Here is a 25498-nt window from a genome sequence, read left to right as displayed (position 1 = left end):
GGATCATCCCTTCACAGCGCCGGAAGTGAGCCCACCGACCGCCTTGCGTTGCAGAAACAGGAAGAGAACCAGGATCGGGATGGCGAACAGCGAGGCCGCCGCCATGGTGGCACCCCAGTCGTCGCCGAAGGCGGTCTGGAAGCTGGACAGCCACAGCGGAAGCGTCTGGGCCTCCGGGTCCTTGTTCAGGATGAGGACGAGCGGGAATTCGTTCCAGGCCGTGATGAAGCCGAAGAGCGAGGTGGCCATCAGACCGGGCGCCAGCAGCGGAAAGATCACCCGGACGAACGCCTGCGGACGGGTGCAGCCGTCGACCATCGCCGACTCCTCCAGCTCCTTGGGGATCGCGGCCACGTAGGCGCGGAGCGTGAGGATCGTGAAGGGCAGCACCATGACCATGTAGAACAGGGTCAGCGGAAGCAGGCTGTTCAGCATGTCGCCGTCGCGGACGAGCATGTAGATGGCGATGACCAGGACTTCCCAGGGCGCCATCTGCGCGATCATGAAGGTCACCAGGAAGCCGCGGCGCCCCTTGAACCGCATCCGGGCCAGGGAGAACGCCGCGAGCAGCGCGATCACCAGCGAGAGGGCGACCGCCGAGAGGGTCACGGTGAGCGAGTTGCCCACCAGCGTCCAGAAGTTCTTGGCGTCCAGGGCCTTCTGGAAGTGGTCCAGGGTGGCACTGGTCGGGAACCACACCGGGTCCTCGGTGATGACGTCCGAGGTCGGCTTGAAGGCCGTGGTGAACATCCAGTAGACGGGGAACGCGAAGCCGATGAAGAGCACGACGGCGGTCGCGTTGGGCCACAGCCGGGCGAGCGGCGAGCGCTTCACAGCTCGTCCTCCTCTTGCCTGAGCACGATCCGGAGGTAGTAGGAGGTCAGCGCCAGCAGGACGGCGATGGTCAGCAGCGAGATCGCGGCGCCCATGCCGTAGTGCTGATTGCCCACGCCCTCGATGAAGGCGTAGACGGGGAGGGTTTCGGTGAGCCGGTCCGGGCCGCCCTCGTTGATCGCGAAGACCTGGGTGAACGCCTTGAAGACCCAGATGACTTCGAGGAACGTCGTGGCCAGCAGAAACGGCTTGAGGAAGGGGAACGTCACCGAGGTGAAGCTCTTCCAGGTGCCGGCGCCGTCGAGCGCGGCCGCCTCGTAGAGCTCACCGGGGATGGTGGTGGTCGCGGCGTAGAGGTTGATCGCCACGAAGGGGATCGACTGCCAGACGATCAGCACGGTGATGATGAAGAAGGTGGAGAACTGGCTGCCGGTCCAGTTGTAGTGCGCCATGGAGTGCCAGCCGAGCGCGTCCAGGACCCAGTTGACCACCCCGAAGCGGGCGGCGAAGAGCCACTGGAAGACGGTGGTGCCGGCGATGGGCGGCATGGCCCAGGCGAGCACCAGACCGACCGAGAGCAGCAGCCGCATCTTGCTGCCGAGGCGGGCCAGCAGCAGTCCGATCAGGGTCCCGAGCAGCATGATCAGCACGACGTTGACCGCGGTGAAGATCACCGACCGGAGGGTGACCCGCCAGAAGTCCTCGCTGGTCAGCGTCTCGCGGTAGTTGTCGACGCCGTTCCACTCGGTGAGGTGCTGGATGAGCTGCCGCATATTGAGGTTCTGGAACGACAGCAGGCCGTCCTTGACCAGCGGCCAGCCCAGCAGCAGCACGGTCGCCACCAGCGCGGGCAGCAGCAGGAGGTACGGGGCGGCGCCGGTCAGCCGTCCGCGCCCGGGCGTGCCCGGGGCCGGGCGGCGGGGGCCTGGCGGCTCCCCGCTCCGGCGGACCCCGGCCGCCGCCGGGCCGGGGTCCTGGCGTTCGGTCGCTACGGACATTCGGCTCAACGCTCCTGGCTGAGGCGCTTGTTCAGCTCGTCCTCGACCGACTTGGCCGCCTCCGCGGGCGACTTACCGGTGAGCACCGCGGTCATATAGGTCTTGACCGGGTTCGGGGCGTTCTCCACCGGGGCCCATTCGGGGATCAGCGGGGTGGTGCCGCCGGTCGCGGCGGCCGGTGCGGCCGCCAGCCCGGCGGGGTTGCCCTTGAGCTGCGCCTGGAGCGCCTCCTTGTTGGGGATGACACCGCCTTCCTTGGCGAGCTGTCCCTCGTAGGTGTCATTGAGCGCGATCTTCAGGAACTCCTTGGCCAGCTCCTGCTTTTCGCTGCCCGCGGCGACCGCGAGGTTGGAGCCGCCGAGGAAGACGCCCTCCGGCTTGCCGGCGGTCTCACCCGGGATGGTGAAGTAGCCGATGTCCTTCTCGATCTTCGGGTTGGCCTTGATCGCGATACCGGCTTCCCAGCCCATGCCGATGAAGGCGCCGGTCTTGCCCTTGGCGAAGACCTCGCCCTGCTGCGGGGTGGCCTCGTCCTTGTCCTTGGGGGCGTTGCTGAAGGACTGGTACTGCTTGTAGATGTCCATGGCCTTGGCGACCTTGGGGTCGGCGAGGTTGGAGACCCACTTGTCGCCGTCCTTCTTGACGAGGTCGGCGCCGGTGCCGATGGTCAGCCCGTCGAAGAAGTACCAGTTCTGACCCGGGAGATAGAGCGGCTCGGCGTCCGTCTTCTTCTCGATGGTGTCGAGGTCCTCGAAGAACTCGGTACGGGTCTTGGGGGTGCCCTTGATCCCGGCCTCGGCCCAGATCTTCTTGTTGTAGAGGACGACCCGGTTGGCCGCGTACCACGGCGCCGCGTACTGCTTGCCGTCGTAGACCGCGGACTTGTTGATCGACTCCGACCAGTCGGCGCCGATCGACTTCTTCAGGTCATCCAGTTCGGCCAGTCCGCCGGTCTGCGCGTACGACGGCGTCTGGGTGTTGCCGATCTCCAGCACATCCGGCGGATCGGATTCCGAGAGCGCGGTGGTCACCTTCTGCTGAATGCCGTTCCACTGCTGGATCTCCAGCTTCAGCTTGGCGCCCGTCTTCTTCTCGAAAGCGGCCTTGACATCCTTCGTCCAGCCGTCGGGCGCGGAGCCGTCCATCGCCCAGACGGTCAGCGTCTCGCCCTTGAAACCATCCGCTCCGGCCTTGTTGTCATCGCCGTCGGACCCACAGGCCGCGACGGATACCAGCATTGCCGCGACACCCGTCGCCGCTATGAGCCCACGCTTCACAGCACTCTCCTCAGAAGGCCGGATGAGGGGTTTAATGGTCCAGACCAGTGCCCGCAGCTTGGCCTAGACCTTTTGGGGTGTCAAGGGTGTATAAGAGTCACCGGCGGCTCCGTTACCGGACCGACACTTCCCGACATCCGGACCGAGCTGATGCCCGGAGCCGGGACCGTGCCACGATGTGAGGCGCTGGATTCTTCAGGAGACCGGTGACGGCGGCAGACGCCGGTGACGGCAGTGGACCAGGAGTCGGAAGGGCGCGCGATGGAGACCGAGGGGGCAACGGCGGCAGCGGCGGCCATCACGACGGCCGAGAGCGACGGCAACGGCTCCGCTGGGGCGCGTACCGCACGCGTCCCGAAGTACTACCGCCTCAAGCGCCACTTGCTGGACATCACCGAGACCCTGCCACCGGGCACCCCGGTCCCGCCGGAGCGCACCCTGGCCGCCGAGTTCGACACCTCGCGCACCACCGTGCGCCAGGCGTTGCAGGAGCTGGTCGTCGAGGGGCGGCTGGAGCGGATCCAGGGCAAGGGCACCTTCGTGGCCAAGCCCAAGGTCTCCCAGGCGCTGCAACTCACCTCGTACACCGAGGACATGAAGGCCCAGGGCCTGGAGCCCACCTCCCAGCTCCTGGACATCGGCTATGTCACCGCCGACGACCGGCTCTCCGGACTGCTGGACATCGCCACCGGCGGGCGGGTGCTGCGCATCGAGCGGCTGCGGCTGGCCAGCGGTGAGCCGATGGCGATCGAGACCACCCATCTGTCCGCCAAACGCTTCCCCGCGCTGCGCCGCAGCCTGGTGAAGTACACCTCGCTCTACACGGCGCTGGCCGAGGTGTACGACGTCCGCCTGGCCGAGGCCGAGGAGACCATCGAGACCTCGCTGGCCACCCCGCGCGAGGCGGGCCTCCTGGGCACCGATGTGGGGCTGCCGATGCTGATGCTCTCGCGCCATTCGCGGGACGCCTCCGGGGAGCCGGTGGAGTGGGTGCGGTCGGTCTACCGCGGGGACCGCTACAAGTTCGTGGCCCGGCTCCAGCGGCCGAACGGCTGAGCGACGGTCCCCTCGGGGCGCGCCGCGACTGCGCCGCGCCACGGCGACCTGCTTTCTTTCTCATACCGATATACGGACGGGTAGTGACGACCGCCGGGCCGGGGGCTTAGATTTCCTGCGCATTACACAAATGATCAGCTGGAACCCAGGTGATCGACTGTGACGCAGGTGATGAGCCGAGGGGACTGGAGCCCGCCGCATGTCAGACACGTCCGCTTCACCCGGCAGGAGACCGGTCGTGACGCCTACGCGCGTCGTGGCCGCTCTGTGCCTGATCGCACCCTTTGTCGGGATGCTCTGGGTCGGCTCGTACGCCAAGGTCGAGCCGACCCTCATCGGGATCCCGTTCTTCTACTGGTACCAGATGCTCTGGGTACCCGTCTCGGCCGTGCTGACCTCGGTCGCCTACGTCCTGGTCCGCCGTGAGAAGCGGGCCCGCAAGGGGGGTGAGTCGGCATGAACGGCGGAGTGAACGGCGTCGCACTCGCCGTCTTCATCTTCTTCTTCGTGGTCGTCACGGTCCTGGGGTTCCTGGCCGCGCGCTGGCGCGCCGCCGAAAACGCCAACAACCTGGACGAATGGGGACTGGGCGGCCGCAGCTTCGGCACCTGGATCACCTGGTTCCTGCTGGGCGGCGACCTCTACACCGCGTACACCTTCGTCGCCGTCCCGGCGGCGATCTACGCGGCGGGCGCGTCCGGCTTCTTCGCGGTGCCGTACACCATCCTGGTCTACCCGCTGATCTTCACCTTCCTGCCGCGCCTGTGGTCGGTGTCCCATAAGCACGGGTATGTCACCACGTCGGACTTCGTCCGCGGCCGCTTCGGCTCCAAGGGGCTCTCGCTGGCCGTCGCGGTCACCGGCATCCTCGCGACCATGCCGTACATCGCCCTCCAGCTCGTCGGCATCCAGGCGGTGCTGGACGTGATGGGCGTCGGCGGCGGGGAGAACACCAACTGGTTCATCAAGGACCTGCCGCTGCTGATCGCCTTCGGCGTCCTCGCCGCGTACACCTACTCCTCCGGGCTGCGCGCCCCCGCGCTGATCGCCTTCGTCAAGGACACCCTGATCTACATCGTCATCGCGGTGGCGATCATCTACATCCCGATCAAGCTGGGTGGCTTCGACGACATCTTCAGCGCGGCGAACGACAAGTTCACCAAGGCGGGAGCGGGATCGCTCGCACCCCCGGCGGAGGGCCAGTGGGCCTACGGCACCCTCGCCCTGGGCTCGGCGCTCGCCCTGTTCATGTATCCGCACTCGATCACCGCGACGCTCTCCAGCCGCAGCCGCGAGGTGATCCGCCGCAACACCACGATCCTGCCGCTGTACTCCCTGATGCTGGGGCTGCTGGCGCTGCTCGGCTTCATGGCCATCGCCGCCGGGGTCCAGGTCGAAAACGGCCAGCTGGCCATCCCCCAGCTCTTCGAGGACATGTTCCCCGACTGGTTCACGGGCATCGCCTTCGCCGCGATCGGCATCGGCGCCCTCGTCCCGGCGGCCATCATGTCGATCGCCGCGGCGAACCTCTTCACCCGCAACATCTACAAGGACTTCCTGCGGCCGAACGCCACGCCGGAGGAGGAGACCAAGGTCTCCAAGCTGGTCTCGCTGCTGGTGAAGGTCGGCGCCCTGATCTTCGTACTGGGCATGGACAAGACCGTCGCGATCAACTTCCAGCTCCTGGGCGGCATCTGGATCCTGCAGACCTTCCCGGCCCTGGTGGGCGGCCTGTTCACCCGCTGGTTCCACCGATGGGCACTGCTGGCGGGCTGGGCGGTCGGCATGGTCTACGGAACGTGGAAGGCGTACGACACCCCGAGCGGCACCCAGAAGCACTTCGGCAACACCGCCGATATGCCCGCCATCGGGGAGATCGGCTACATCGGCTTCACCGCGATCGCGCTCAACGTTCTGGTGACCGTCGTCCTGACGGTGGTGCTGCGGGCGGTCAAGGCCCCCGACGGCATCGACGAGACCACCGCCGCCGACTACAAGGCGGACGCGGGCGACCCGGGCGTCCAGGTCGACCTCCCGCCGGCCACGGCGGGCTCCCCGGGCGGCCACTGACGCCTGACGGCGGGCCGCGCTGGTTGACGGCTTGACGGCGAAATGGGCCGTCGGCTCCCCCTGACTGAGGGGAGCCGGCGGCCCGTTCGTGTGAGTACGGGTACCTACGGCGGAATGAGGGGGCGCGCGGATCCGGGGCGCCGGGACCGGGACCTACCGTCCGGTATATGAACGAGAGCGAGGTGCCCGCCGGAAAGGGCCGCAGCCGGCGGGGCGTCGGGTGTTGCAGTGTGCTGACGCTGGCCGCGACCGGGATCGGCTGGCTCGCGTACGCGAGCGTCGATTCGACCTACCCCGACGTCGACCCCGAGAAGCGGGCGCGTCAACTCTCGGGTTACTCCCGGGACGCGTATGCCGCGCTCGGCATGGACCGCACCGTGGAACGCGGCTACGCCGATGTGCACAACTACAACAGGTACGACTCCAACTCCTGCTACCCGGACGGCCTGTTCAGCATCGCCGACCCGCCCGTGGAAGGCGCGTACCAGCTGATCCACGCGTGGTCGATGGGAAAGGTGGACCGGGCTGAGGCGCTGCCCGCGCTGCGCAGAGCGCGGGACCACCTCAAGGCGGAGGGGTGGCGCATCACGCACTTCGGGAAGGACGAGCAGCTCGAGGAATGGAGCGTCGAGGCCGAGCGTGACGGCGGCTTCAGCACCGGGGTCACATGGGAGGCGGAGTACCACCGGCTCAACGGAGGCAGCGGTGGGCCCTGCGCGATGGACCCCGGCTGGCCGGAGGAGAAGCGGAAAGAGGAGATGGAGCAGGGATACAGCGGTTCCTACGACGGGCCGACCCTGAACTTCCCCCCGGCGCTCACCCCGGCCAGGACGCCCGGCGGGCGTCAGGCGGCGATCTCGTAGGCGTCGCGGGGCGGCTGCGGTGCGAGTTCGAACCAGAGCAGCTTGCCGCTCCGCCCGAAGAGCTCGTCGGCGAGGGCGTAGCCGCCCCAGTTGTCGGCGCAGATCCGGACGATGAGCAGGCCGCGTCCGTAGGTGGCCTCGGTGTTCGCGGCGAGGGCGCACGAGCGGTCGAAGAGGGCCGGGGCTTGTCGAAGGGCGGCGGGATATCCGGATGGGTGTCCCACACGCTGATCCGCAGACGCCCCTCCTCCACGGCGCGGATGCGCATTTCGGCCGGACCGGTCGTGTTGCGGTAGGCGTTCGTGACCACCTCACTGGTCACGAGGGTCGCGGGGTCGGTGAGGCCGCCCATGCCGTGCCGGCGTACATCGCGCACGTGCCCGACAGCGTGAGGGCGGGGGACGGCCCGCTACGGTGTCACCATGTCTGACGAGGAGACCCTGTGGACTACCTCGCCGTTCGGATCAGTGGCGGGGTCGGCCGGCTCACCGGCCGACCCCGTCTGTCAGTGGCTGCTGAGCAGGCCGAGCACCTCGTCGTAGCTGCCGTTCGCTTCGGCGAAGCGGAGGAGCTTCACGTTCTCGACGAGGATCTCGTCGGCGTCGGGCCGGGTTTCCAGGAGGGTCATGACCTCGGAGAGGTAGTCCTCCAGCGGCATCGCGTTCTCCGCGTTCTCCTGGCCCATGAGCGCGGTGCGCACCGCCGGCGGCACCAGCTCGATCACCTGGACGCCGGTGTCCGCGAGCTGGACGCGGAGGGCGGAGGTCAGCGAGTGGATCGCCGCCTTCGTGGCGCTGTAGGTCGGGGTGAGCGGCAGCGGCACGAAGGCCAGGCCCGAGGAGACGGTCATCAGCGTCGCCTCCGGCTTCGCGGCCAGAAATTCCGTGAACCCGGCGATCAGGCGCAGCGGGCCGAGCAGGTTGGTGTCGACCGTGGCCTCGGCCGTGCCGAGGAAGTCACCGGTGTGGAAGTCCTCCGGCCGCATGATCCCGGCCATGGTGATCAACACGTTGGTCTCGGGGAAGCGGGTCTGGACCGTCTCGGCCGCCTTCTTGACCGAAGCGGGGTCGGTGGTGTCGATCACGACGGACTCGACACCGGGGTGCTCGGCGGTGATCCGGCGCAGTTGCTCCTCGCGGCGTCCGGCGATGATGACCTTGTTGCCCGCCGCGTGGAAGCGCAGGGCCAGGCCGAGACCGATGCCCGAGGTCGCGCCGGGGATGAAGATGGTGTTTCCGCTGATTTTCACGGTGTGGGGCCTTGTCTCTGGACGTTCTTGGGGTGGCCCCAGTCGACCCGGCGCCGCGGTGCGCAACAAGGACACGCTTATCCACTGATCGGCAGACCATGGATAAGCCTCGGCCCCGTCGGCACACTGGTCGGGAGTGAGGGATCGCGGCATGTCGGCGGCCGCCGCGGCGGGAAAGAGCGGCAGGGAGGAGAAGGCCATGGATCGCACGGAACTCGCGCAGTTCCTCCGGGGCCGCCGTGAGGCCCTCCAGCCCGAGGACATCGGGCTGCCGCACCGGGCCCGGCGGCGCACCCGCGGCCTGCGCCGGGAAGAGGTCGCCGAACTATCCGGTATGTCCACCGACTACTACGCCCGCCTGGAGCGGGGAACCGGCCCGCAGCCCTCCGAGCAGATGATCGCCGCGATCGCCCGCGGACTCCGCCTGTCCCTGGCCGAACGCGATCACCTCTTCCTGCTCGCGGGCCACGCCACACCCCGGCGCACCCTGCGCGCCGATCACATCAGCCCGGGGCTCATGCGCATCCTGGACCGGCTGCGGGACACCCCGGCGCAGATCATGGGCCCCCTTGGCGAGACACTCGTCCAGACCCGGCTGGCGACGGCGCTGCTCGGTGACCAGACCCGCTACACCGGCCCGGCCCGGAGCGTGGTCTACCGGTGGTTCACCGACCCCGCGTCGAGGCTGATCTACCCGGCATCCGACCACCCGGCCCACGGCCGCGTCTTCACCGCCCAGCTGCGGCGCACCGCGGCCCGGCAGGGCCCGCACTCACCGGCCGCGGACCTGGCCCGCCGGCTCCTGGACGAGAGCGAGGAGTTCGCGGCCATCTGGAACGAGCACGAGGTCGGCCTCACCTACACCGACGAGAAGCGCTTCGCGCACGCCGAGGTCGGCGAGCTCACCCTCCACTGCCAGTCGCTCCTCGACCCCGACCAGGACCACGCCCTCCTCGTCTTCACGGCCACACCCGGCACGGAGAGCTACGAGAAGCTGCAGGTCCTGGAGGTCATCGGCACTCAGCAGCTCGAACGGACGTCGCCGGTCACCGGGCCCTGACGGAAGGGGGCCCGGTGACCGGCGCGGTTCGGCCGGATGTGCGCGTCAGACGTAGAGGAAGCCGCCGGGGACGGTGACGGTCCCGGTGGCCGTCACGAGCGTGACGGTCGCGGTGCCGGGCACCCCGGGCGGGGTGACGCCGGAGACCGTGGTGGCGGTGGCGACCACACCGGTGGCGGGGACGCCGTTGAACAGCACGCCCAGCACGCCGCCGAGGTTGGTGCCGTTGATGGTGAACGGGGTGCCGCCGGCGGCGGGTCCGGTGGTGGGCGTGATGGTGGTGGGCACCGGGGCGGGCGGTGCGACGAAGTAGGTGAAACCGCCGGGGACGGTGGTGGTGCCGCCCGGGCCGCTCAGCACGACGGCGACGTTGCCGCCCGCGGGCGGGCCCGGCGGGGTGATACCGATCAGGCTGGTCCCGCCCGGGTTGATGGTCAGGATGGCCGACGGGACCCCGCCGAAGGTGACACTGGTGACGCCGGTCAGATTGGTGCCCGTGATCAAGTACAGGGTGCCGCCGGTGGTCGGTCCCACGGTCGGGGTGATGGAAACGGCGGTGGGCGGCGTCGGCGCCACATAGGTGTACACCTGGCTGTTGCTGGTGCCGGCCGTGGTGGTGACCAGGACCTGGACGGACCCGGGCGCGTGCGGCGGGGCTATCACCACGACGATGTCGTTGGTGGGATTCCCCGGCCACCCGCCACCGCCCCAGCCGCCGCCACCCCAGCCGCCGCCCCAGTCACCATCCCAGCCGCCGCCACCGGAACTGCTCTGGCTGACGATCTGGGCGGGCACGCCGCCGAAGGTCACGCTGATCACGTTGCGCAGGTTCTGACCGTTGAGCTGGACGAGGTTCCCACCGGCGGCGGGGCCCGAGTTGGGCACCACGGACAGCAGCAACGGCGGCCCCACCTGCGACGGGGGCCAGTTGGCCGCAGTGGGGGCGGCGGTCGCGAGAGCGGTCGAGGTCATGGTTGTTCCTCCCGGGAAGGGTTGGGGTGATATGCGCCGACGGCATGCCGATGTCGTGGGCAAGCCGCTGGTCAACGCCTCGTCGTCGCCGCGCGGTCGAGGCAGGCCGGCACCGGAGGAACGGAAAGCCGCCGGGCGGCCGGTCAGGGCGCGGGATCGATGCGCCGGATGAGGGCGGAGCTACGGGACGAACGTCCGGCTCCTGGATGGCCTACGAGGTATGAGGCACCCTCGGCGGCACGTTTCCAGTTATCCACGCCCACCCCCGTCGCTCAAGGTTCCGGGGCTGCCATCACTCGTTTGGCGCATCTGGGCGCGCCTGGCGGCGAGCTTGTATGACAAGCGCTCCGCTATTCGGGGGAACGCGCGGCCGGAGTATGGCCTGCCGTCCTCCACCGTGCCTCTAATGAGTGACATCGGCAGTGCCAGCCCGTGCGGGACCACCCGGGGAGGGAGCGATCCGATGAGCCTCGCCGCATTCCTCCTCGCCCTCGGCACCACCTGCCGTATCACCCGCTTCATCACCAAGGACACGCTGGCGGCGGGGTTCAGAACCTGGGTCGCCGACCGCTTCGGCGACGACTCCCGGCCCTCCTACCTCGTCAACTGCGGCTGGTGCACCAGCACCTGGGTCGCCGGCGCCATCGCCGTCTACGCCTCCTTGCTGCACACCACCGCGTGGTTCCACCTCCCGGCGACCGCCCTGACGCTCTCCTACCTCGCCGGGGTCGCCTCGCGGTGGCTGGACTGACACCGACCCGTACTGGACTCGAGGGAAAGGAACGGCAGCCATGGCCTGCAACTGCGGCGGAGGGGCACGTGCCCCGCGACCCGTTGTCGTCTATGAGTTGACGCTGCCGGACGGCACGGTCCGGCGCTATTTCACCTATCAGGAGGCCGACGCCGCCAATAAGCGCGCGGGCTCCACCGGAGTGATCAACACCGCCGTCCAGTGACGGCGAGGCCCGGCGAGTGGCGGTGAGGCCCGGCGAGTGACGGCGAAGACCGGGGCCGGACAATGACGGCCCCGCTGTCAGTGGTGTGCGGCAGACTGCGGCCATGGACATCACGATCAGGCGCGCGCGGGACGAGGAACTGGACGCAATCGGCGAGCTCACCGCGCAGGTGTATCTCGGGGACGGGCTCCTGGACTTCGGGGACAGTGATCCATATCTCACCACCCTGCGCGACGCCCGGCGCCGGGCCGCCGAGGCCGAGCTGCTGGTCGCGGCGGACGCGGCGAGCGACGAGGTGCTGGGGGCCGTGGCGTTCGCGGTGTACGGCGGGGGGTATGCGGAGCTGGCCCGGCCCGGCGAGGGCGAGTTCCGGATGCTGGCCGTGCGGCCGCAGTCGCGGCGGCGCGGGGCGGCCGAGGCACTGGTGCGCGCCTGCCTGGACCGGGGTCGCGCGCTGGGACTGCGGCGGATCGTGATCAGCAGCCAGCAGTCCATGACCGCCGCCCACCGGCTGTACGAGCGGCTGGGATTCGTGCGGGCCCCGGAGCGGGACTGGTCGCCGATAGCCAAGTCGGACCTCACCCTGTGGGCGTTCACGGTGGAGCTGTGACGACCGGCGGCGCGCGCCCCGGGCCGGGGGCTCGCGCGCGCCCACGGGCTCGCGTGCACGCCCCGCCACGGGCCGCCACGGGCCCCAGGTCACGGGCCACCTCCGGAACGCATTAGCACATTCATGCGAAACTCCGCACCTCGCGACACAAGATATGGGGGTGGGTGCGTCGGCCGACACAAGATGTATGCTCGTCCTCGCTGTCGCCGCAGGGGAATCCGGTGGGAATCCGGAACTGTCCCGCAACGGTGTACGTGTGCGCTTATGCGGCGTGCCCGTAAGTCCGAGCACCTGCCGACGGCCCTGTGTGAACACGTCCCCCGGCCTCGAGGGTTGGGCCGATGGACGCTGCGTGGAGTGCCTGACGTACGAGGAGTGCGGCAGCGGCATGCCCGTACGCGCCCATCGCACCCCCTCGTGGCCCCGGCCGAGCGAGGGAGAGCACCTCAGTGACCATCGCGCCCGCAGATCCGGTTTCAGAGCAGGCGGTTTCTCAGGCAGCGCACGACGCGCCCGGAACCGCCCTGCTCCGGACACTTACCGGACTCACCGCCGATCTGCCCGCCACCGACCCCGGCAAGGTCGCGGCCGCCGCCCTGCGCGGCCGCCATCCCGGCTCGGACGAGGCGGAGTTGCGTGGCCTGGCGACCGAGGCGGCGGCCGGGCTGATCGCCGAGGAGCCGGAGTACTCGCGGCTGGCCGCGCGGCTGCTGGCGCTCACCATCACGGAGGAGGCGGCCGGACAGGGCGCGGTCTCCTTCTCCACCTCCGTCCAGGTGGGCCACCGCGAGGGCCTGCTGGCCGACTCCACCGCGGAGTTCGCCGCCGCCCACGCCGCACGGCTGGACGCGCTGGTGGAGCGGGCCCTGGCCGACGGCGCCGACAAGCGCTTCGGGTACTTCGGACTGCGCACCCTCTACAGCCGCTATCTGCTGCGCCACCCGATCACCCGTCAGGTGATCGAGACCCCACAGCATTTCCTGCTGCGGGTGGCCTGCGGGCTCGCCGAGGACCTCTCGGAGCGGGCGCTGGACGAGGTGGCCGAGCTGTACCGGCTGACCAGCACGCTGTCGTATCTGCCCAGCTCCCCCACGCTGTTCAACTCCGGCACCCGGCATCCGCAGATGTCGTCCTGCTATCTGCTGGACTCGCCGCTGGACGAGCTGGACTCGATCTACAACCGCTACCACCAGGTGGCACGGCTGTCGAAGCACGCGGGCGGCATCGGCCTGTCCTACTCCCGTATCCGGGCGCGCGGTTCGCTGATCCGGGGCACCAACGGGCACTCCAACGGCATCGTGCCGTTCCTGCGCACGCTCGACGCCTCGGTGGCCGCCGTCAACCAGGGCGGCCGGCGCAAGGGCGCGGCCTGCGTCTATCTGGAGACCTGGCACGCGGACCTCGAGGAGTTCCTGGAGCTGCGGGACAACACGGGCGAGGAGGCCCGCCGCACCCACAACCTCAACATCGCCCACTGGATCCCGGACGAGTTCATGCGCCGGGTCGAGGCGGACGCCGACTGGTCGCTGTTCTCCCCGGTCGACGCGCCCGCTCTGGTGGACCTGTGGGGCGATGAGTTCGACGCCGCGTACCGCAAGGCCGAGGCCGAGGGGAAGGCCGTCAAGAAGGTCCCGGCGCGGCAGTTGTACGCCCGGATGATGCGCACCCTCGCGCAGACCGGCAACGGCTGGATGACGTTCAAGGACGCCGCCAACCGCACCGCCAACCAGACCGCCGAGCCCGGCAGGGTCGTCCACTCCTCGAATCTGTGCACCGAGATCCTGGAGGTCACCAACGACGGCGAGACCGCCGTGTGCAACCTCGGCTCGGTCAACCTCGCCGCGCACCTGGACGAGGACGGGCAGCTCGACTGGGAGCGCCTCGACGCCACCGTCCACACCGCCGTGACCTTCCTCGACCGAGTGGTGGACATCAACTTCTACCCCACGGACGAGGCCGGTGCCTCCAACTCCCGCTGGCGGCCGGTGGGCCTGGGCCTGATGGGGCTGCAGGACGTCTTCTTCCGGCTGCGGCTGCCGTTCGACTCGCCCGAGGCCAAGGCGCTCTCCACCCGGATCTCCGAGCGCATCATGCTCGCCGCGTACGAGGCGTCCTGTGAGCTCGCCGAGCGCCACGGCCCGCATCCGGCCTGGTCCGAGACCCGCACAGCGCGCGGTGTGCTGCACCCGGACCACTACACGGACGCGGTGGCCACCTGGCCGGAGCGCTGGGAGGCGCTGCGCACCCGGATGGCGAAGTCCGGGATGCGGAACTCGCTGCTGCTGGCGATCGCGCCGACCGCGACCATCGCCTCCATCGCGGGCGTCTACGAGTGCATCGAGCCGCAGGTCTCCAACCTCTTCAAGCGCGAAACGCTCAGCGGGGAGTTCCTGCAGGTCAACTCCTATCTCGTGGACGACCTCAAGAAGCTGGGCGTCTGGGACGCCCAGACCCGTGAGGCGCTGCGCGAGTCCAACGGCTCGGTCCAGGAGTTCTCCTGGGTGCCCGCGGACGTACGGGACCTGTACCGCACTGCGTGGGAGATCCCGCAGCGCGCCCTGATCGAGATGGCGGCGGCCCGCACCCCGTACCTCGACCAGAGCCAGTCGCTGAACCTCTTCATGGCCTCGCCCACCATCGGCAAGCTCAGCTCGATGTACGCGTACGCCTGGAAGCGCGGCATCAAGACCACGTACTACCTGCGCTCGCGGCCGGCCACCCGGATCGCCCAGAGCGCCCGTGGCGGCGGCGCCGCGGCCACCGCGCCCACCCCTGCCCCCATCCCCGTACAGCAGGCTCCGGCCGAGGCCGACGCGATCGCCTGCTCCCTGGAAAACCCCGAGTCCTGCGAGGCCTGCCAGTAATGTCCCCCACGTCCCAGAAGAACCTGCTCGACCCGGGCTTCGAACTGACCCTGCGGCCGATGCGGTACCCGGAGTTCTACGACCGCTACCGCGACGCGATCAAGAACACCTGGACCGTGGAGGAGGTCGACCTCCACTCCGACGTCACCGACCTCGCCAAGCTCTCCCCCGGTGAGCAGCATCTGATCGGCCGTCTGGTCGCCTTCTTCGCGACCGGCGACTCGATCGTGGCCAACAACCTGGTGCTCACGCTCTACAAGCACATCAACTCCCCCGAGGCGCGGCTGTATCTGTCACGGCAGCTCTTCGAGGAGGCGGTACACGTCCAGTTCTATCTGACGCTGCTGGACACCTACCTCCCCGACCCGGACGACCGCGCCGCGGCCTTCGCCGCCGTCGAGAACATCCCCTCCATCAGGGAGAAGGCGGAGTTCTGCTTCCGCTGGATGGACTCGGTGGAGAAGATCGACCGGCTGGAGAGCAAGGCGGACCGCCGCCGCTTCCTGCTCAATCTGATCTGCTTCGCGGCCTGTATCGAGGGGCTGTTCTTCTACGGCGCCTTCGCGTATGTGTACTGGCTGCGCTCGCGCGGGCTGCTGCACGGCCTGGCGACGGGCACCAACTGGGTGTTCCGCGATGAGTCGATGCACATGGAGTTCGCCTTCTCGGTCGTGGACACCGTCCGCGAGGAGGAGCCGGACCTCTTCGACGACGAACTCCAGCAGCAGGTCACCGACATGCTGAAGGAGGCCGTCGAGGCGGAGCTGCAGTTCGCCCGCGATCTGTGCGGGGACGGGCTGCCGGGCATGAACACCGCGTCGATGCAGGAGTATCTGCAGTGCGTGGCCGACCAGCGCCTGATGCGCCTCGGCTTCCCCGCGGTCTTCGGCTCGGAGAACCCGTTCTCCTTCATGGAGCTGCAGAACGTCCAGGAGCTGACCAACTTCTTCGAGCGCCGCGCCTCGGCCTACCAGGTCGCGGTCGAGGGCTCGGTCGCCTTCGACGACGACTTCTGATGCAACAGGGCGGGCTCTGATGCAACAGGGCGGGCCGGACCCCGCGTGGGTCCGGCCCGCCCTGTGAGCTGCGGCACACTCAGTCGTTGGGCACCGTCTCATAGCGGGCGGTGCCCTCCGCCATCTGCTTCAGCACATCCTTACGGTCGCGCTTGGACAGCCGGTCGATGTACAGGTAGCCGTACAGGTGGTCGGTCTCGTGCTGCAGACAGCGCGCGAAGTAGCCGGTGCCGCGCACCGCGATCGGCTCACCGTCGAGGTCCTGGCCCCGCACCACCGCGTAGTCGGGACGGGCCAGCTCCATGTAGGCCGTGGGGACCGACAGACAGCCCTCATTGGAGTCGTCCAGCACCCGGCGGTCGGCGGGCAGCTCCTCCAGCACCGGGTTGCACACCACGCCCACATGGCGAACGCCCTCGTCGTCCATGCAGTCGTAGACGAAGACCTTGAGGTCGACACCGATCTGGTTGGCGGCCAGGCCCACGCCCTCCGCCGCCCGCTGGCTGGCGAACATGTCGTCGACGAGCCGCGCCAGCTCCTCGTCGAACACGGTCACGTCCCGGCACTCCTTGTGCAGGACCGGGTTGCCGTACACGGTGATCGGGCGGGCGGTGCCGCGCTCGCGGAAGGCCCGCTCACGCTCCTCGCAGTCCTCCGTGTCCACGATGAAATCGTCGACCACCTGCTGTTTCGTCCCTTGCTGCGACATCGTCCGCCGTGCGCCTTCCTTCAACCGTGATGCGTCGCCCTACAGGGTACGGGCACGACGCGGCAGGGTGCGGTGCGGTTACGCGCTGTGAGCGGGCTTCCACGGGCCCTGGTGGGGCGACGAGCCGACCGCCGCCGCAGCGGATGACCGGGTGGATACCCGCACAGGTCATCCGGGCCATCCGACCGGGGCCCGGGGCGGAGCCCCGGTTTCGGGAAGGGGCGGGGAGGGGACAGCCCGCCGCAGGCGTCACGGCCCGCCGCCCCCTGGGCCCCCAGGACAGCCGCCAGCCGGTCAGCAGACCTCTTCCAGATCCCGCCACTCACGCGTGTCCGGGCTGTCGGCGACCCACCCGTCCAGCAGCCCCCGCACCAGCCCACCGGGCGCCGCGATCCCGCATTCGCGCTCGGGCACCCACAGCGAGCCCGAGCCCGCCATACGGTGGCCCAGCGGCCCGGGGTGGCCCGGTTCACTGTGGTCGTGCGGGTCCAGATGCTCGCCCTCGCCCTCGTCGCTGGGCATCCGGCTCTCCGAGCAGGAGCGGCACAGCAGCCGCACCGACGACGACCAGTCCTCGGCCGCGAAGCCCGCGTCCGCCGCGAGTCGCTCCAGGGCGTCCCGGTCGGCCTCGGTGGCCGCCTCCAGCAGCACCACCCAGGTCGGCACCGGGGACGGCGCCCACAGCTCGATCTCGTCGAAGACCGGGTACGAGGGGCCCGCGGAGGTCACGCGCTCACCGTGCGGTACGCCATCGTGGAGCACCACCTCGCCCCAGCGCCGCCCGGACGACGGCAGCGGGATGGACAGCACCTCGATCCGGGCCGGGTCCAGCCGACGGCCCCAGACGACCTCGGCCTCACCCTCCGGGGACAGCCTTACCGCCGCGCTGCCCAGCTCCATGCCGAGCGGCTCCCCGGACGCGGACGCCTCTCCGGGCACCTTCAGCCCGTACGCCTGCCAGGCGCGGCGGGCCAGCGGCCAGTCCTGCAGCGCGGTGGCCGCGATTCCCACGTTCCACCAGTCCGGAGCGCCCGTCTCGCGGTCCAGCAGCGCGACCGCCCGCAGCCCCGCGGCGCGCGCCTGCTCCCAGTCGTGCCGGAACTTGTGCAGCAGCGCCAGGTTGAACCAGGACTCCGACAGCCACGGCTCCAGGTCGGCGGCGCGGGTCAGCAGCGCTCCCGCGTCCTCGTACCGGCCGTCGCCGATGAGCGTGAACGCACGGTCCGTGGCCTGCCGCCATGAGGCGGACGGCCGGTGCCGTACCTTGCCGAAGATCTTCACGATTCCCGCCTGCCGGTATCGAAGTCGTCCCGTACCAGATGCCTTCGCGGACGGCGTCGCCCTCCCTTGAAGACAACCTGCCACACATTCGCGGACATCTCAGCCCGGCCCCTCACCCTCCGGCCGGGATGCGAAGCCCTCCACACCTCCTTGCCACCGGCCATTCGGCCTGGCACCCCTCTCCTCGCATCCAACCATGCCCTTCGGGAGCCCCGCTTATTACCGGCGAGTTCTCACCGGGGCCGGCCGTACACCTGGCGCGACAGCACCGTGGCGAGCGTCTCGACCACTACGGGATCGAAGTCGCGCGCCGTGGCCAGCCGCAGCCGCTCCAGGGCGCGCAGGGCGGCCACCCCGGCCGCCCCTTCGGCTCCGGGCCCGCTGACCAGCTCGGTATACGCGTTCACCGCGCGCACGATACGCGCGGCGAGCGGCTGCTCGCGGTACGGGTCCGCCTGGCGCTCCACCACCTGTGCCACCTCGGCGGGTACCCCGGTCTGGCGGACCACAGCGCCGCCGAGCAGCGCGATTTTGCGCTGCTCGGCGGCGGACAGCGGCTCGGTGGCCCCGGCGGGCACCGGGTCCAGCAGCGAGAGCTGGCCGATGTCGTGTATCAGCGCCGCGTACTCCAGCACGGTCAGCCGGGGCTCGGAGAGCCCCAGCTCACGGCCGACCGCCCGGCTGAGCGCGGCCACCTCACGGGCGTGGCCCGTCGGGGTGTACCCGGCTATCTCGGTCGACCGGGCCAGGGAGGCGATGGTCTGGCGGTAGGTGGCCCGTATCCCCGCGTAGCGGCGGTAGGAGTACTGGATCAGCAGCAGCGGCACCGCCAGCACCGGCACCGGCCACAGCCCGGCGACGGCCACGGTGAGCGGCATCACCACCGCGGTCGCGCAGACCGCCGCCGCAACGCCCGGCAGCGACCGCAGCTCGTCACGGAGCAGCGGTCCGTAAGGCCAGCCGGTACGGGCGCGGGCGAGCGCGGCGGCCAGGACGGCGTCGCACAGGGCGGTCAGGGCCAGCAGGGTGAGCAAATAGCCGACGAGATACGGGCTGTGGCCGAACCAGGAGCCCAAGAGGCCGGTCCGGTGCAGCGGTTGGAAGCAGACGGCGGCGAACGCGACGGTCAGCACCCGGCGGGCGGTGTGGCCGGGGTCGACCGGGCAGCCGAGCGCCAGGGGCGCCACCAGACCGGCCAGGGAGGCGGCCACGACGACGGTGACCACCTGGAGGACACCGTGTGTGGTCGGCTCCCCGCCGAGCCGCCCGAGCAGGGCGTAGGCGAGGGCGCCCGCGGCGGCGACGGGCGCGGGCTCACCACGCGGATCGGGCACCCCGCTGCCCCCCGGAAGCGCGGGCGGAGCCTCCACGCACCGGATGGCCTCCCCTACGGCGATGAGCGCCCCAAAGGCGAGCGCCGCCTCCGGCTGCCGCACCCCGTGCCACTCGGTCCACACCAGCGCGACCACGGCAAGCGCCCCGGCCGCGCCGTAGACGGCGACGACGGTAAGGCCGGCGTGACGGCGCCCCGATATCCGCTCCCGAGCCGCCACGCCCTTTTCGCGGCCGCTCGCGCCGCGGCTCGCCCAGCGGACGCCCACGCCGCCCTTACGGACGCCCGAGTCCGTAGGGGGCGCGGTCTCGCGTCGCTGTCGGCGGGCGCGGTGGAGGGCTCGGTCGTGTCGTTCCGCGAGCCGGCCGAGGCTGCCGTGGAGGGCGTTCGGAAGGCGGGGTGCGGCCCGAGCCGCGGCGGGGCGGGCCGCTCTGGACGGCCACTGGGCCGCGCTCTCGTCCCGGTCGCGCGGTCCGGGGCGGTCCGGGCCACGGGCCTCGCCGCCGCCCGAGGCTTCCGGGGCACCCGAGGCACCCGAGGCGTCCGGGACGCCCGGGGCGTCCAGCGGGCCCGGGACACCCGACGCACCCAGCACGTCCGAGGCACCCGGTGGGCCGGGCTCTCCCCCGGCCCGCGCCGGGGCCGTCCCGAGGGCGGAGCCGCCCGAAGCGGCGCGGCGCGGACGCCGGGCGGGCCGGGAGGCCCGCCCCGGGCCGTCCGGGACACCCGGGCCGTCCGGGACACCCGGGCTGCCCGGGGCGTCCGGGCCGGGCTCTCCCCGCCCCCGCGCCGGGGCCGCCCCGGGGGCCGGACCGTCCGGAGCGACGCGGCGGGCACGCCGGGCGGGCCGCGGGTCCTCGTCCGAGCCGCCGGGCCCGGCGGGCGGCTCTTGGGTGGGGCTCATGGCGCACCGCCGGGGCCGCCGTGGCCGGGGCGGGGCTCGGGGGCATCCGCCGGGCCGGGGGCCGCCGCGCGTACCAGCGGCGGCAGCTCCAGCGGCGGGCTCAGGGGATCTGGCGGGACGTTTCCGCGCTCCTCGGGGGCGTCCGCGGTGACCGCCGCATGCCAGCCGTGGCGGTCCAGGGCGGTGCTGAGGGCCCGCACCATCCGGGGGTCGAACTGCGAACCCGCGCACCGCTTCAGCTCCTCCACGGCCGTGTCCACCGGCCGGGCCCTGCGGTACGTACGCGTCGAGGTCATCGCGTCGAAGGCGTCCGCCACCGCGACCACCCGGGCGAACTCCGGAATCTGCGCCCCGGCGAGCCCGTACGGATAGCCGCTGCCGTCCAGCCGCTCATGGTGGTGGAGGATCGCGGCCCGCGCCTCGCCCAGGAAGCCGATGCCGCGCACCATCTCGTCGCCGTACTCGGGGTGGAGCTCGATCACCCGGCGCTCATCGGGGGTGAGCGGACCGTTCTTCCGCAGCAGCCGGGTCGGCACGCCGAGCTTGCCCACGTCGTGGAGGATGCCCGCGATCCGCACCGCCTCCAGCCGGTCGCCGCTCATGCCCAGCTCACGGGCGATCATCGCGGAGGCCCGGCCGACACGCTCGCTGTGGCCCCGGGTGTAGCGGTCCTTGATGTCGACCGCCTGGACCAGGGCCCGGATGGTGGCCTGATGGGCGGCGCTCTCGCGGCGGTAGAGCACGAAGCCGCAGGCGCAGACGTACATCGGCAGCAGTACCAGCAGGGCCGCCGCCGGTCCGTAAGGGCTGCGCCACAGCACCGCCATGGCGAGCGCGGCGGGCCCGTGCACCAGATACGGGGCGAGGGCGCCGGGCAGCCGGCCGCACCAGGCGGCGCGCGGGGAGTGGCGCTCGGCGGTGACCAGCACCCCGCCCTCCAGGGCGGTGGCGGTCAGCCCCAGGACGAGCGCGGCGGCGACGGCGGCCGCCAGGACGTACGCGAAGCCGGGCGTACCGGATGCCTCGGCGGCGGGTGCCAGGGCGGCGGGGACCTGCGCAGCGGGGTCCTGAGCGCCGCCACCGAGCTCCCACAGGGCGCCGAGGGCCCGCGGGCCGCGTAGAGCCGCGAAGGCGCACGAGGCGGCCCAGACGGCCAGCGAGAGCCGTGCGGCACGCCAGGCCCGCCGCGCCCCGGCCGGGGGCCGCTCCACGCGGGCGAGCAGCGCCCCGGGCACGGCGACCAGCGCCGCGGCGGCGGGCGGCAGCAGAAAAGCCCCGGCCAGAAGGACGGGGCTGCACCATTCGGGCCAGCGGGCGCGGACCCTGGAGCCCACCGCGTGCACCACGGCGAGCAGGGCGGCCGTGGCCCAGGGGACGGCCGCTCCGGGCCGTACGGCCGGGGCGGCGCAGAGCCCCCCGGCGAGCACGGCGCACAGGACATAGGCGCGCGCCCCGTGGGGAAGTGCCCGCACGGTGTCCTCCTCCCCATCCACGTCCGTTGCGCCGCCCCTCCAGGACGGGGGCGGGTCAGGTGGTTGGGGAGCTTAGGCCGGACTGGGGCGGATGAGATCGGAGGGACTGTCCTATTACACCCCTTCGAGTGATGATCTGATCACCGAAGGTGGGACCGGGAACCCGTCCGACTCGTCGAGGATGATCCGGCCGGTCGAGGATCAACGGACGGTCGATCGACGGACGGTCGAAGGGCAGTCGTCACCGGACAGTCGATCGACGAACGGTCATGACCGACGATCCACCGGCGCTCGAGGCCGGACGTCACTCCTGGGCGGTGGTCGGAGCGTTCGTCTCCGCGGTGACCTCACGCTCGGGCACCACCTGCCCGGCGCGGATCAGCTCGATCCGCCCCATAACCTTCGAACGGAGGTCGCTGGGCACGTCGTCCTGGCCACAGCACCGCGCCACGAGCTTCTTCACGGCCTTCTCGAGGCCGTACTTCTCCAGGCACGGAGAGCACTCGTCGAAATGCACCTCGAACTTGGCGCAGTCGCCGTCCGGCATCTCGTGGTCGAGGAACTCGTAGAGGTGATCGAGAACCTCGGAGCAGTCCGTCTCATGCGGCTCTCCGCAGCTCATGAGTCCGCGCCTTTCCGATCGTGCGACTCGTCCGCCCCGGCGGCCGCGCCCGCGGGGACCAGCCCGCGCCCACGGGCGTAGTCCTCCAGCAGATCGCGCAGCTGGCGGCGTCCACGGTGCAGTCGGGACATCACCGTACCGATGGGTGTACCCATGATGTCCGCGATCTCCTTGTAGGCAAAGCCCTCGACGTCCGCGAGATAGACCGCGATGCGGAACTCCTCGGGGATGGCCTGAAGGGCTGCCTTGACGTCGGAGTCGGGCAGGTGGTCGAGGGCCTGCGACTCGGCAGAGCGAAGACCGGTCGACATATGCGACTCGGCGCGCGCGAGCTGCCAGTCCTCGATCTCCTCGGCCGCGCTGCGCTGGGGCTCCCGCTGCTTCTTGCGGTACGAGTTGATGAAGGTGTTGGTCAGGATGCGGTACAGCCACGCCTTGAGGTTGGTGCCCTCGCGGAACTGGTGGAAGGAGCCGTACGCCTTGGCGTACATCTCCTGCACCAGGTCCTCGGCGTCGGCCGGGTTCCGCGTCATCCGCAGCGCGGCCGAGTACATCTGGTCCAGGAAGGCAAGGGCGTCCCGCTCAAAGCGCGCGTTGCGCTCCGAGGACGTCTCCTGTGACCGCTCGACCGGCTCTCCCTCGGTAACGCCGTCGGTCCCTGCGTCGGTCCCAGTGACCTGACCCACCTCCTCCAGCTTCGCGTCGGGTCCGGATGTGGACCCGCTCGAATCGGAGAATAGACGACGATCCGGTGCGCCCGCCGCTCCGATCTTCACAGCCTGTGCCGCCTGCAGCTGCGACCAGTCGAGGTCAGCGCCGTGCGGACGGGCCGGGCAAGCAAGCGAACCCATGCGGGGAACTCCCTTTCCTCGTATTCCGCGTATCAGTGCCTCTTACACGGTGAGTACCAACGGCCCTTACAACACATGCCCCGTCCGTCCCATTCCCGCGCCCGGCGCCGGGCCCCGGCTCCCCCGGTCCGCGCAGGTCAGGCCAGAGCGCGCGGCAGCCAGTCGGCGACGGCGCCGGTGATCAGGGCGAGCGCTTCCGGCTCGTCGAGGTCCGCCGATTTCGGCAGGCCGAAGCCGTGATCGCCGTACGGCACGGTCACCAGCTCCATGTCCGCGGGCAGTCCGGGGAACTCCTCCGGCCGTCCGAAGGGGTCCCGGCCGCCCTGGACGATCAGCGTCGGCACCCCCGTGGCCAGCAGCTCATCGGCCCGGGACCGCTCCGGCTTGCCCGGTGAGTGCAGCGGGAACGACAGCGCCAGCACGGCCTTGGCGCCCAGCTCCCGGGCGGTCCGGCAGGCCACCCGCGCCCCGGCGCTGCGGCCGCCCGCCACGATCGGCAGCCCGGCCTTCTCCAGCGCGGGCCACAGGGCGCGCCATCCGGTGTCCAGGGTCGAGGGCGCGGGCGCGATCTTCTTGCCCGCCACCCGCCACGGCTGCTCGACCAGCGCGACGCTCGCCCCGCGCCCGGGGAGCACCCCGGCCAGCGCGCGCAGGTCGCGCGCCTCGATGCCCCCGCCGGCGCCGTGACTCGCGGCGAGCAGGACATGGGCGCCGGGCGCGTGATGCCAGGTGATCCGGGCGTCTCCGGCCGGGGTCGGCACCGTCTCGGTCGTCACCTCGGGCGATTCCGTCTTCTTGGCGGCCATCAGAACAGAGTGCCCTCCTCCGGGGCCTCGAGCTCCTTCAGCAGCTCGGGGCCGTTGTTACGGACATCACTCACCCCAGTCGCCACCGGGTAGGCCCGCAGCAGCCCGGAGGGCGGCGGCGCCAGCAGCGGCAGCAGGTCGTCGGGGTCGGTGCGGGCGGGATCCAGCCAGGAGGCCCAGCGGTCCTCGGTGAGCATCAGCGGCATCCGCGGGTGGATGTCGGCGAGCGACCGCGGCCCCTCGTCGTGGCTCACGCCGCCGAAGGGCTCCTTGTCCGCCTCGGTCGTGATCACCGTGCAGGTGACCCACCACGACCGCGGATGATCGTCCGGCAGCGTCCGGTCCCGCCAGAACTCGTACAGCCCGGCCATGGCCATCACCGAGCCGTCCACCGGGGTCACGAAGTACGGCTGCTTGCGGGGCCGCTTGCGCTTGCCCTTCTCCTCCAGCTGCCGCTCCTGCGCCGCGGTGACCCACTCGTAGTAGCCGTCGGCGGGCAGGATGCAGCGCCGGGAGGCGAACGGGCGCCGGTAGGAGGGCTTCTCGTGCACGGTCTCGGCCCGTGCGTTGATCATCTTTGCGCCGCCCTCGGGCGACTTCGCCCAGGAGGGCACGAGCCCCCACTTCAAAGTCCTGAGCTGGCGAACCGGGCGCGGCTCGTCGGCGTCCTTGAGGGGGCGTTCGAGCACCGCGTACACGTCCTTGGTGGGCGCGACGTTCCAGTCCGGCGCCAGAGTCTCCTCCGGTTCCCACTGCTCCACTCCGAAGATCCCGACGAGATCCTCCGGCTTCCGGCTCGCTGCGTATCGACCGCACATAGGTGCCACACTGCCACGACCCCTACCGACGCGAGGAGCCGCCCGCACATGGACGCAACGAACGCCGCCGATCTGTGGGACCGAGTGACCGGCGCCCAGCCCGACCCCACCACCTGGCTGGTCGTCTCCACCGGTGTGGTCGCGCTCGCGGTCGTCGTCTTCCGTACCGCCTGGCGAATAGCCCGTAACGCCGTCACGATCGCCCACGAGGGCGGCCACGCCCTGGTGGCCCTGCTCAGCGGGCGGCGGCTGGACGGCATACGGCTGCACTCGGACACCTCGGGACTGACCGTCTCCCGCGGCAAGCCCACCGGCCTGGGCATGATCCTCACGGCGGCGTCCGGCTACACCGCCCCGTCCCTGCTGGGCCTCGGCGGCGCCTGGCTGCTGGCGGCGAACCACATCACCTTGCTGCTGTGGGGGACGACGGCGCTGCTGGTCGCGATGCTGGTGATGATCCGCAACGCGTATGGCGTCCTTACGGTCGTCATCAGCGGGGCCGCCTTCTTCCTCGTCTCCTGGCTGACCGGGCCGGACGTCCAGGCGGGATTCGCGTATGCCGTGGTCTGGTTCCTCCTCCTGGGGGGTGTGCGTCCGCCCTTCGAGCTCCAGCGCAAGCGCCGGCACCAGGGCGCGTACGACTCCGACCCCGACCAACTGGCCCGGCTGACGGGCATTCCGGCCGGCGCCTGGCTGCTGCTCTTCCACGTGGTCTCGCTGTGTTCGCTGCTGGCCGGCGGGCGCTGGCTGCTGGGGCTGTGACCCGTACGCGCGTCCGGCGCGCCACCCCCGGCGCATAGCGCGTCGCCCTCCGCGCCCGGTAGCAGCGCCGTGTTTCGACTGGGTTTCGCCACTTTCGATCAAGATTGGCACTCCG

The 25498-nt window shown here is 70.8% G+C and carries 25 protein-coding genes and 1 riboswitch; of the genes, 11 read left to right on the top strand and 14 right to left on the bottom strand.

Translation table 11 applies throughout. The features are described from left to right. Positions 1-3: 3 nt before the first annotated feature. Genes BLV72_RS23105 through BLV72_RS23095 form a run of 3 tightly spaced genes read right to left on the bottom strand, consistent with a single transcriptional unit; the run spans position 4 to position 3109 of the window. Complete coding sequence (locus BLV72_RS23105) at positions 4-834, bottom strand: carbohydrate ABC transporter permease (RefSeq protein WP_093464569.1); 831 nt, start codon at positions 832-834, stop codon at positions 4-6. Then, positions 831-1832 (bottom strand): carbohydrate ABC transporter permease, encoded by a 1002-nt coding sequence (locus BLV72_RS23100; RefSeq protein ID WP_093464568.1) that lies wholly within the window; start codon positions 1830-1832, stop codon positions 831-833. The genes BLV72_RS23105 and BLV72_RS23100 overlap by 4 nt, the downstream gene beginning before the upstream one ends. Before the next feature lie 5 nt (positions 1833-1837). Further along, positions 1838-3109, bottom strand: coding sequence for an extracellular solute-binding protein (locus BLV72_RS23095; protein ID WP_093464566.1), 1272 nt, complete (start codon positions 3107-3109; stop codon positions 1838-1840). A 261-nt stretch (positions 3110-3370) separates the two neighbouring features. Between BLV72_RS23095 and BLV72_RS23090 the strand changes: the two genes are divergently transcribed. From BLV72_RS23090 to BLV72_RS23075, 4 genes are all read left to right on the top strand, one after another. Beyond that, positions 3371-4165, top strand: coding sequence for a GntR family transcriptional regulator (locus tag BLV72_RS23090; protein ID WP_093470494.1), 795 nt, complete (start codon positions 3371-3373; stop codon positions 4163-4165). Between the two features lie 199 nt (positions 4166-4364). Next, positions 4365-4625: a DUF3311 domain-containing protein gene (locus tag BLV72_RS23085; RefSeq protein ID WP_093464565.1), complete on the top strand. Its 261-nt coding sequence runs from the start codon at positions 4365-4367 to the stop codon at positions 4623-4625. Then, positions 4622-6235: a monocarboxylate uptake permease MctP gene (gene mctP, locus BLV72_RS23080; RefSeq protein ID WP_093464563.1), complete on the top strand. Its 1614-nt coding sequence runs from the start codon at positions 4622-4624 to the stop codon at positions 6233-6235. The genes BLV72_RS23085 and mctP overlap by 4 nt, the downstream gene beginning before the upstream one ends. Positions 6236-6402: 167 nt before the next feature. Next, positions 6403-7098, top strand: a complete 696-nt coding sequence (locus tag BLV72_RS23075) for a hypothetical protein (protein WP_093464562.1) — start codon at positions 6403-6405, stop codon at positions 7096-7098. On the opposite strand, the gene BLV72_RS50035 is transcribed toward BLV72_RS23075, so the two are convergent. Beyond that, positions 7080-7322, bottom strand: a complete 243-nt coding sequence (locus tag BLV72_RS50035) for a hypothetical protein (protein WP_244320920.1) — start codon at positions 7320-7322, stop codon at positions 7080-7082. The two genes, BLV72_RS23075 and BLV72_RS50035, sit on opposite strands and share 19 nt — an antisense overlap. A 281-nt stretch (positions 7323-7603) precedes the next feature. Next, complete coding sequence (locus tag BLV72_RS23065) at positions 7604-8347, bottom strand: SDR family oxidoreductase (RefSeq protein WP_093464560.1); 744 nt, start codon at positions 8345-8347, stop codon at positions 7604-7606. 199 nt (positions 8348-8546) lie between these two features. Between BLV72_RS23065 and BLV72_RS23060 the strand changes: the two genes are divergently transcribed. Continuing rightward, positions 8547-9407, top strand: a complete 861-nt coding sequence (locus tag BLV72_RS23060; protein WP_093470493.1) for a helix-turn-helix transcriptional regulator — start codon at positions 8547-8549, stop codon at positions 9405-9407. Positions 9408-9452: 45 nt separating this feature from the next. Here BLV72_RS23060 and BLV72_RS23055 read toward each other — a convergent pair whose 3' ends face one another. Further along, positions 9453-10379, bottom strand: coding sequence for an IPT/TIG domain-containing protein (locus tag BLV72_RS23055; RefSeq protein ID WP_208905702.1), 927 nt, complete (start codon positions 10377-10379; stop codon positions 9453-9455). Positions 10380-10842: 463 nt separating this feature from the next. On the opposite strand from BLV72_RS23055, the gene BLV72_RS23050 reads away from it, so the two are divergent. The 5 genes from BLV72_RS23050 to BLV72_RS23035 all read left to right on the top strand — a co-directional run bounded on the left by BLV72_RS23050 (position 10843) and on the right by BLV72_RS23035 (position 15825). Further along, complete coding sequence (locus BLV72_RS23050; RefSeq protein WP_093464559.1) at positions 10843-11130, top strand: hypothetical protein; 288 nt, start codon at positions 10843-10845, stop codon at positions 11128-11130. A 40-nt stretch (positions 11131-11170) separates the two neighbouring features. Beyond that, a complete protein-coding gene (locus BLV72_RS48020; protein ID WP_165449185.1) occupies positions 11171-11335 on the top strand; it encodes a DUF7196 family protein in 165 nt (54 codons plus the stop codon). A gap of 103 nt (positions 11336-11438) precedes the next feature. Continuing rightward, on the top strand, positions 11439-11945 hold the full coding sequence (locus BLV72_RS23045; RefSeq protein ID WP_093464557.1) for a GNAT family N-acetyltransferase: 507 nt from the start codon (positions 11439-11441) through the stop codon (positions 11943-11945). Positions 11946-12098: 153 nt separating this feature from the next. Beyond that, a riboswitch (cobalamin riboswitch) is annotated at positions 12099-12258 on the top strand. 136 nt (positions 12259-12394) lie between these two features. Next, positions 12395-14809 carry a ribonucleoside-diphosphate reductase subunit alpha gene (locus BLV72_RS23040; protein WP_093464556.1) on the top strand — a complete coding sequence of 805 codons (2415 nt, stop codon included), beginning with the start codon at positions 12395-12397 and terminating at the stop codon, positions 14807-14809. Next, complete coding sequence (locus BLV72_RS23035) at positions 14809-15825, top strand: ribonucleotide-diphosphate reductase subunit beta (protein ID WP_059147798.1); 1017 nt, start codon at positions 14809-14811, stop codon at positions 15823-15825. The genes BLV72_RS23040 and BLV72_RS23035 overlap by 1 nt, the downstream gene beginning before the upstream one ends. Before the next feature lie 79 nt (positions 15826-15904). On the opposite strand, the gene def is transcribed toward BLV72_RS23035, so the two are convergent. The 8 genes from def to BLV72_RS22995 form a co-directional block, all read right to left on the bottom strand. Next, the gene (gene def / locus BLV72_RS23030; RefSeq protein WP_059147799.1) at positions 15905-16534 is read right to left on the bottom strand and encodes a peptide deformylase; all 630 of its coding nucleotides are present in this window, start codon (positions 16532-16534) and stop codon (positions 15905-15907) included. A gap of 294 nt (positions 16535-16828) precedes the next feature. Continuing rightward, on the bottom strand, positions 16829-17815 hold the full coding sequence (locus tag BLV72_RS23025) for a tetratricopeptide repeat protein (protein ID WP_014054791.1): 987 nt from the start codon (positions 17813-17815) through the stop codon (positions 16829-16831). Positions 17816-18048: 233 nt separating this feature from the next. After that, a complete protein-coding gene (locus BLV72_RS23020) occupies positions 18049-19350 on the bottom strand; it encodes an HD-GYP domain-containing protein (protein ID WP_093470491.1) in 1302 nt (433 codons plus the stop codon). A 698-nt stretch (positions 19351-20048) separates the two neighbouring features. Further along, positions 20049-21524, bottom strand: coding sequence for an HD-GYP domain-containing protein (locus BLV72_RS23015; RefSeq protein ID WP_093470490.1), 1476 nt, complete (start codon positions 21522-21524; stop codon positions 20049-20051). A gap of 304 nt (positions 21525-21828) precedes the next feature. Continuing rightward, entirely contained in the window at positions 21829-22146 is a 318-nt protein-coding gene (gene rsrA, locus BLV72_RS23010) for a mycothiol system anti-sigma-R factor (RefSeq protein WP_093464555.1), read from the bottom strand. Beyond that, a complete protein-coding gene (locus BLV72_RS23005) occupies positions 22143-22832 on the bottom strand; it encodes a sigma-70 family RNA polymerase sigma factor (RefSeq protein ID WP_043235475.1) in 690 nt (229 codons plus the stop codon). The genes rsrA and BLV72_RS23005 overlap by 4 nt, the downstream gene beginning before the upstream one ends. Before the next feature lie 302 nt (positions 22833-23134). Continuing rightward, positions 23135-23803, bottom strand: a complete 669-nt coding sequence (locus BLV72_RS23000; RefSeq protein WP_093464553.1) for an alpha/beta hydrolase family protein — start codon at positions 23801-23803, stop codon at positions 23135-23137. Further along, entirely contained in the window at positions 23803-24621 is an 819-nt protein-coding gene (locus tag BLV72_RS22995) for an SOS response-associated peptidase (protein WP_093464552.1), read from the bottom strand. The genes BLV72_RS23000 and BLV72_RS22995 overlap by 1 nt, the downstream gene beginning before the upstream one ends. Positions 24622-24669: 48 nt before the next feature. On the opposite strand from BLV72_RS22995, the gene BLV72_RS22990 reads away from it, so the two are divergent. Further along, on the top strand, positions 24670-25383 hold the full coding sequence (locus BLV72_RS22990) for a M50 family metallopeptidase (RefSeq protein WP_014054784.1): 714 nt from the start codon (positions 24670-24672) through the stop codon (positions 25381-25383). Positions 25384-25498 lie beyond the last annotated feature (115 nt).

This window comes from Streptomyces melanosporofaciens (assembly GCF_900105695.1).
GTDB classification, from domain to species: Bacteria; Actinomycetota; Actinomycetes; order Streptomycetales; family Streptomycetaceae; genus Streptomyces; species Streptomyces antimycoticus.
Note: the sequence above shows the minus strand (reverse complement) of the source record. Positions and strands in the feature narration are given on the sequence as shown.

What these genes read in the sequence shown, in the direction of transcription:
- BLV72_RS23050 (WP_093464559.1), top strand. Translation starts at nt 10,843, where the DNA reads ATGAGCCTCGCCGCATTCCTCCTCGCCCTCGGCACCACCTGCCGTATC.
- rsrA (WP_093464555.1), bottom strand. Translation starts at nt 22,146, where the DNA reads ATGAGCTGCGGAGAGCCGCATGAGACGGACTGCTCCGAGGTTCTCGAT.
- BLV72_RS23090 (WP_093470494.1), top strand. Translation starts at nt 3,371, where the DNA reads ATGGAGACCGAGGGGGCAACGGCGGCAGCGGCGGCCATCACGACGGCC.
- BLV72_RS48020 (WP_165449185.1), top strand. Translation starts at nt 11,171, where the DNA reads ATGGCCTGCAACTGCGGCGGAGGGGCACGTGCCCCGCGACCCGTTGTC.
- BLV72_RS22990 (WP_014054784.1), top strand. Translation starts at nt 24,670, where the DNA reads ATGGACGCAACGAACGCCGCCGATCTGTGGGACCGAGTGACCGGCGCC.
- BLV72_RS23100 (WP_093464568.1), bottom strand. Translation starts at nt 1,832, where the DNA reads ATGTCCGTAGCGACCGAACGCCAGGACCCCGGCCCGGCGGCGGCCGGG.
- BLV72_RS23035 (WP_059147798.1), top strand. Translation starts at nt 14,809, where the DNA reads ATGTCCCCCACGTCCCAGAAGAACCTGCTCGACCCGGGCTTCGAACTG.
- def (WP_059147799.1), bottom strand. Translation starts at nt 16,534, where the DNA reads ATGTCGCAGCAAGGGACGAAACAGCAGGTGGTCGACGATTTCATCGTG.
- BLV72_RS23045 (WP_093464557.1), top strand. Translation starts at nt 11,439, where the DNA reads ATGGACATCACGATCAGGCGCGCGCGGGACGAGGAACTGGACGCAATC.
- BLV72_RS23060 (WP_093470493.1), top strand. Translation starts at nt 8,547, where the DNA reads ATGGATCGCACGGAACTCGCGCAGTTCCTCCGGGGCCGCCGTGAGGCC.
- BLV72_RS23085 (WP_093464565.1), top strand. Translation starts at nt 4,365, where the DNA reads ATGTCAGACACGTCCGCTTCACCCGGCAGGAGACCGGTCGTGACGCCT.
- BLV72_RS23055 (WP_208905702.1), bottom strand. Translation starts at nt 10,379, where the DNA reads ATGACCTCGACCGCTCTCGCGACCGCCGCCCCCACTGCGGCCAACTGG.
- BLV72_RS22995 (WP_093464552.1), bottom strand. Translation starts at nt 24,621, where the DNA reads ATGTGCGGTCGATACGCAGCGAGCCGGAAGCCGGAGGATCTCGTCGGG.
- BLV72_RS23075 (WP_093464562.1), top strand. Translation starts at nt 6,403, where the DNA reads ATGAACGAGAGCGAGGTGCCCGCCGGAAAGGGCCGCAGCCGGCGGGGC.
- BLV72_RS23000 (WP_093464553.1), bottom strand. Translation starts at nt 23,803, where the DNA reads ATGGCCGCCAAGAAGACGGAATCGCCCGAGGTGACGACCGAGACGGTG.
- mctP (WP_093464563.1), top strand. Translation starts at nt 4,622, where the DNA reads ATGAACGGCGGAGTGAACGGCGTCGCACTCGCCGTCTTCATCTTCTTC.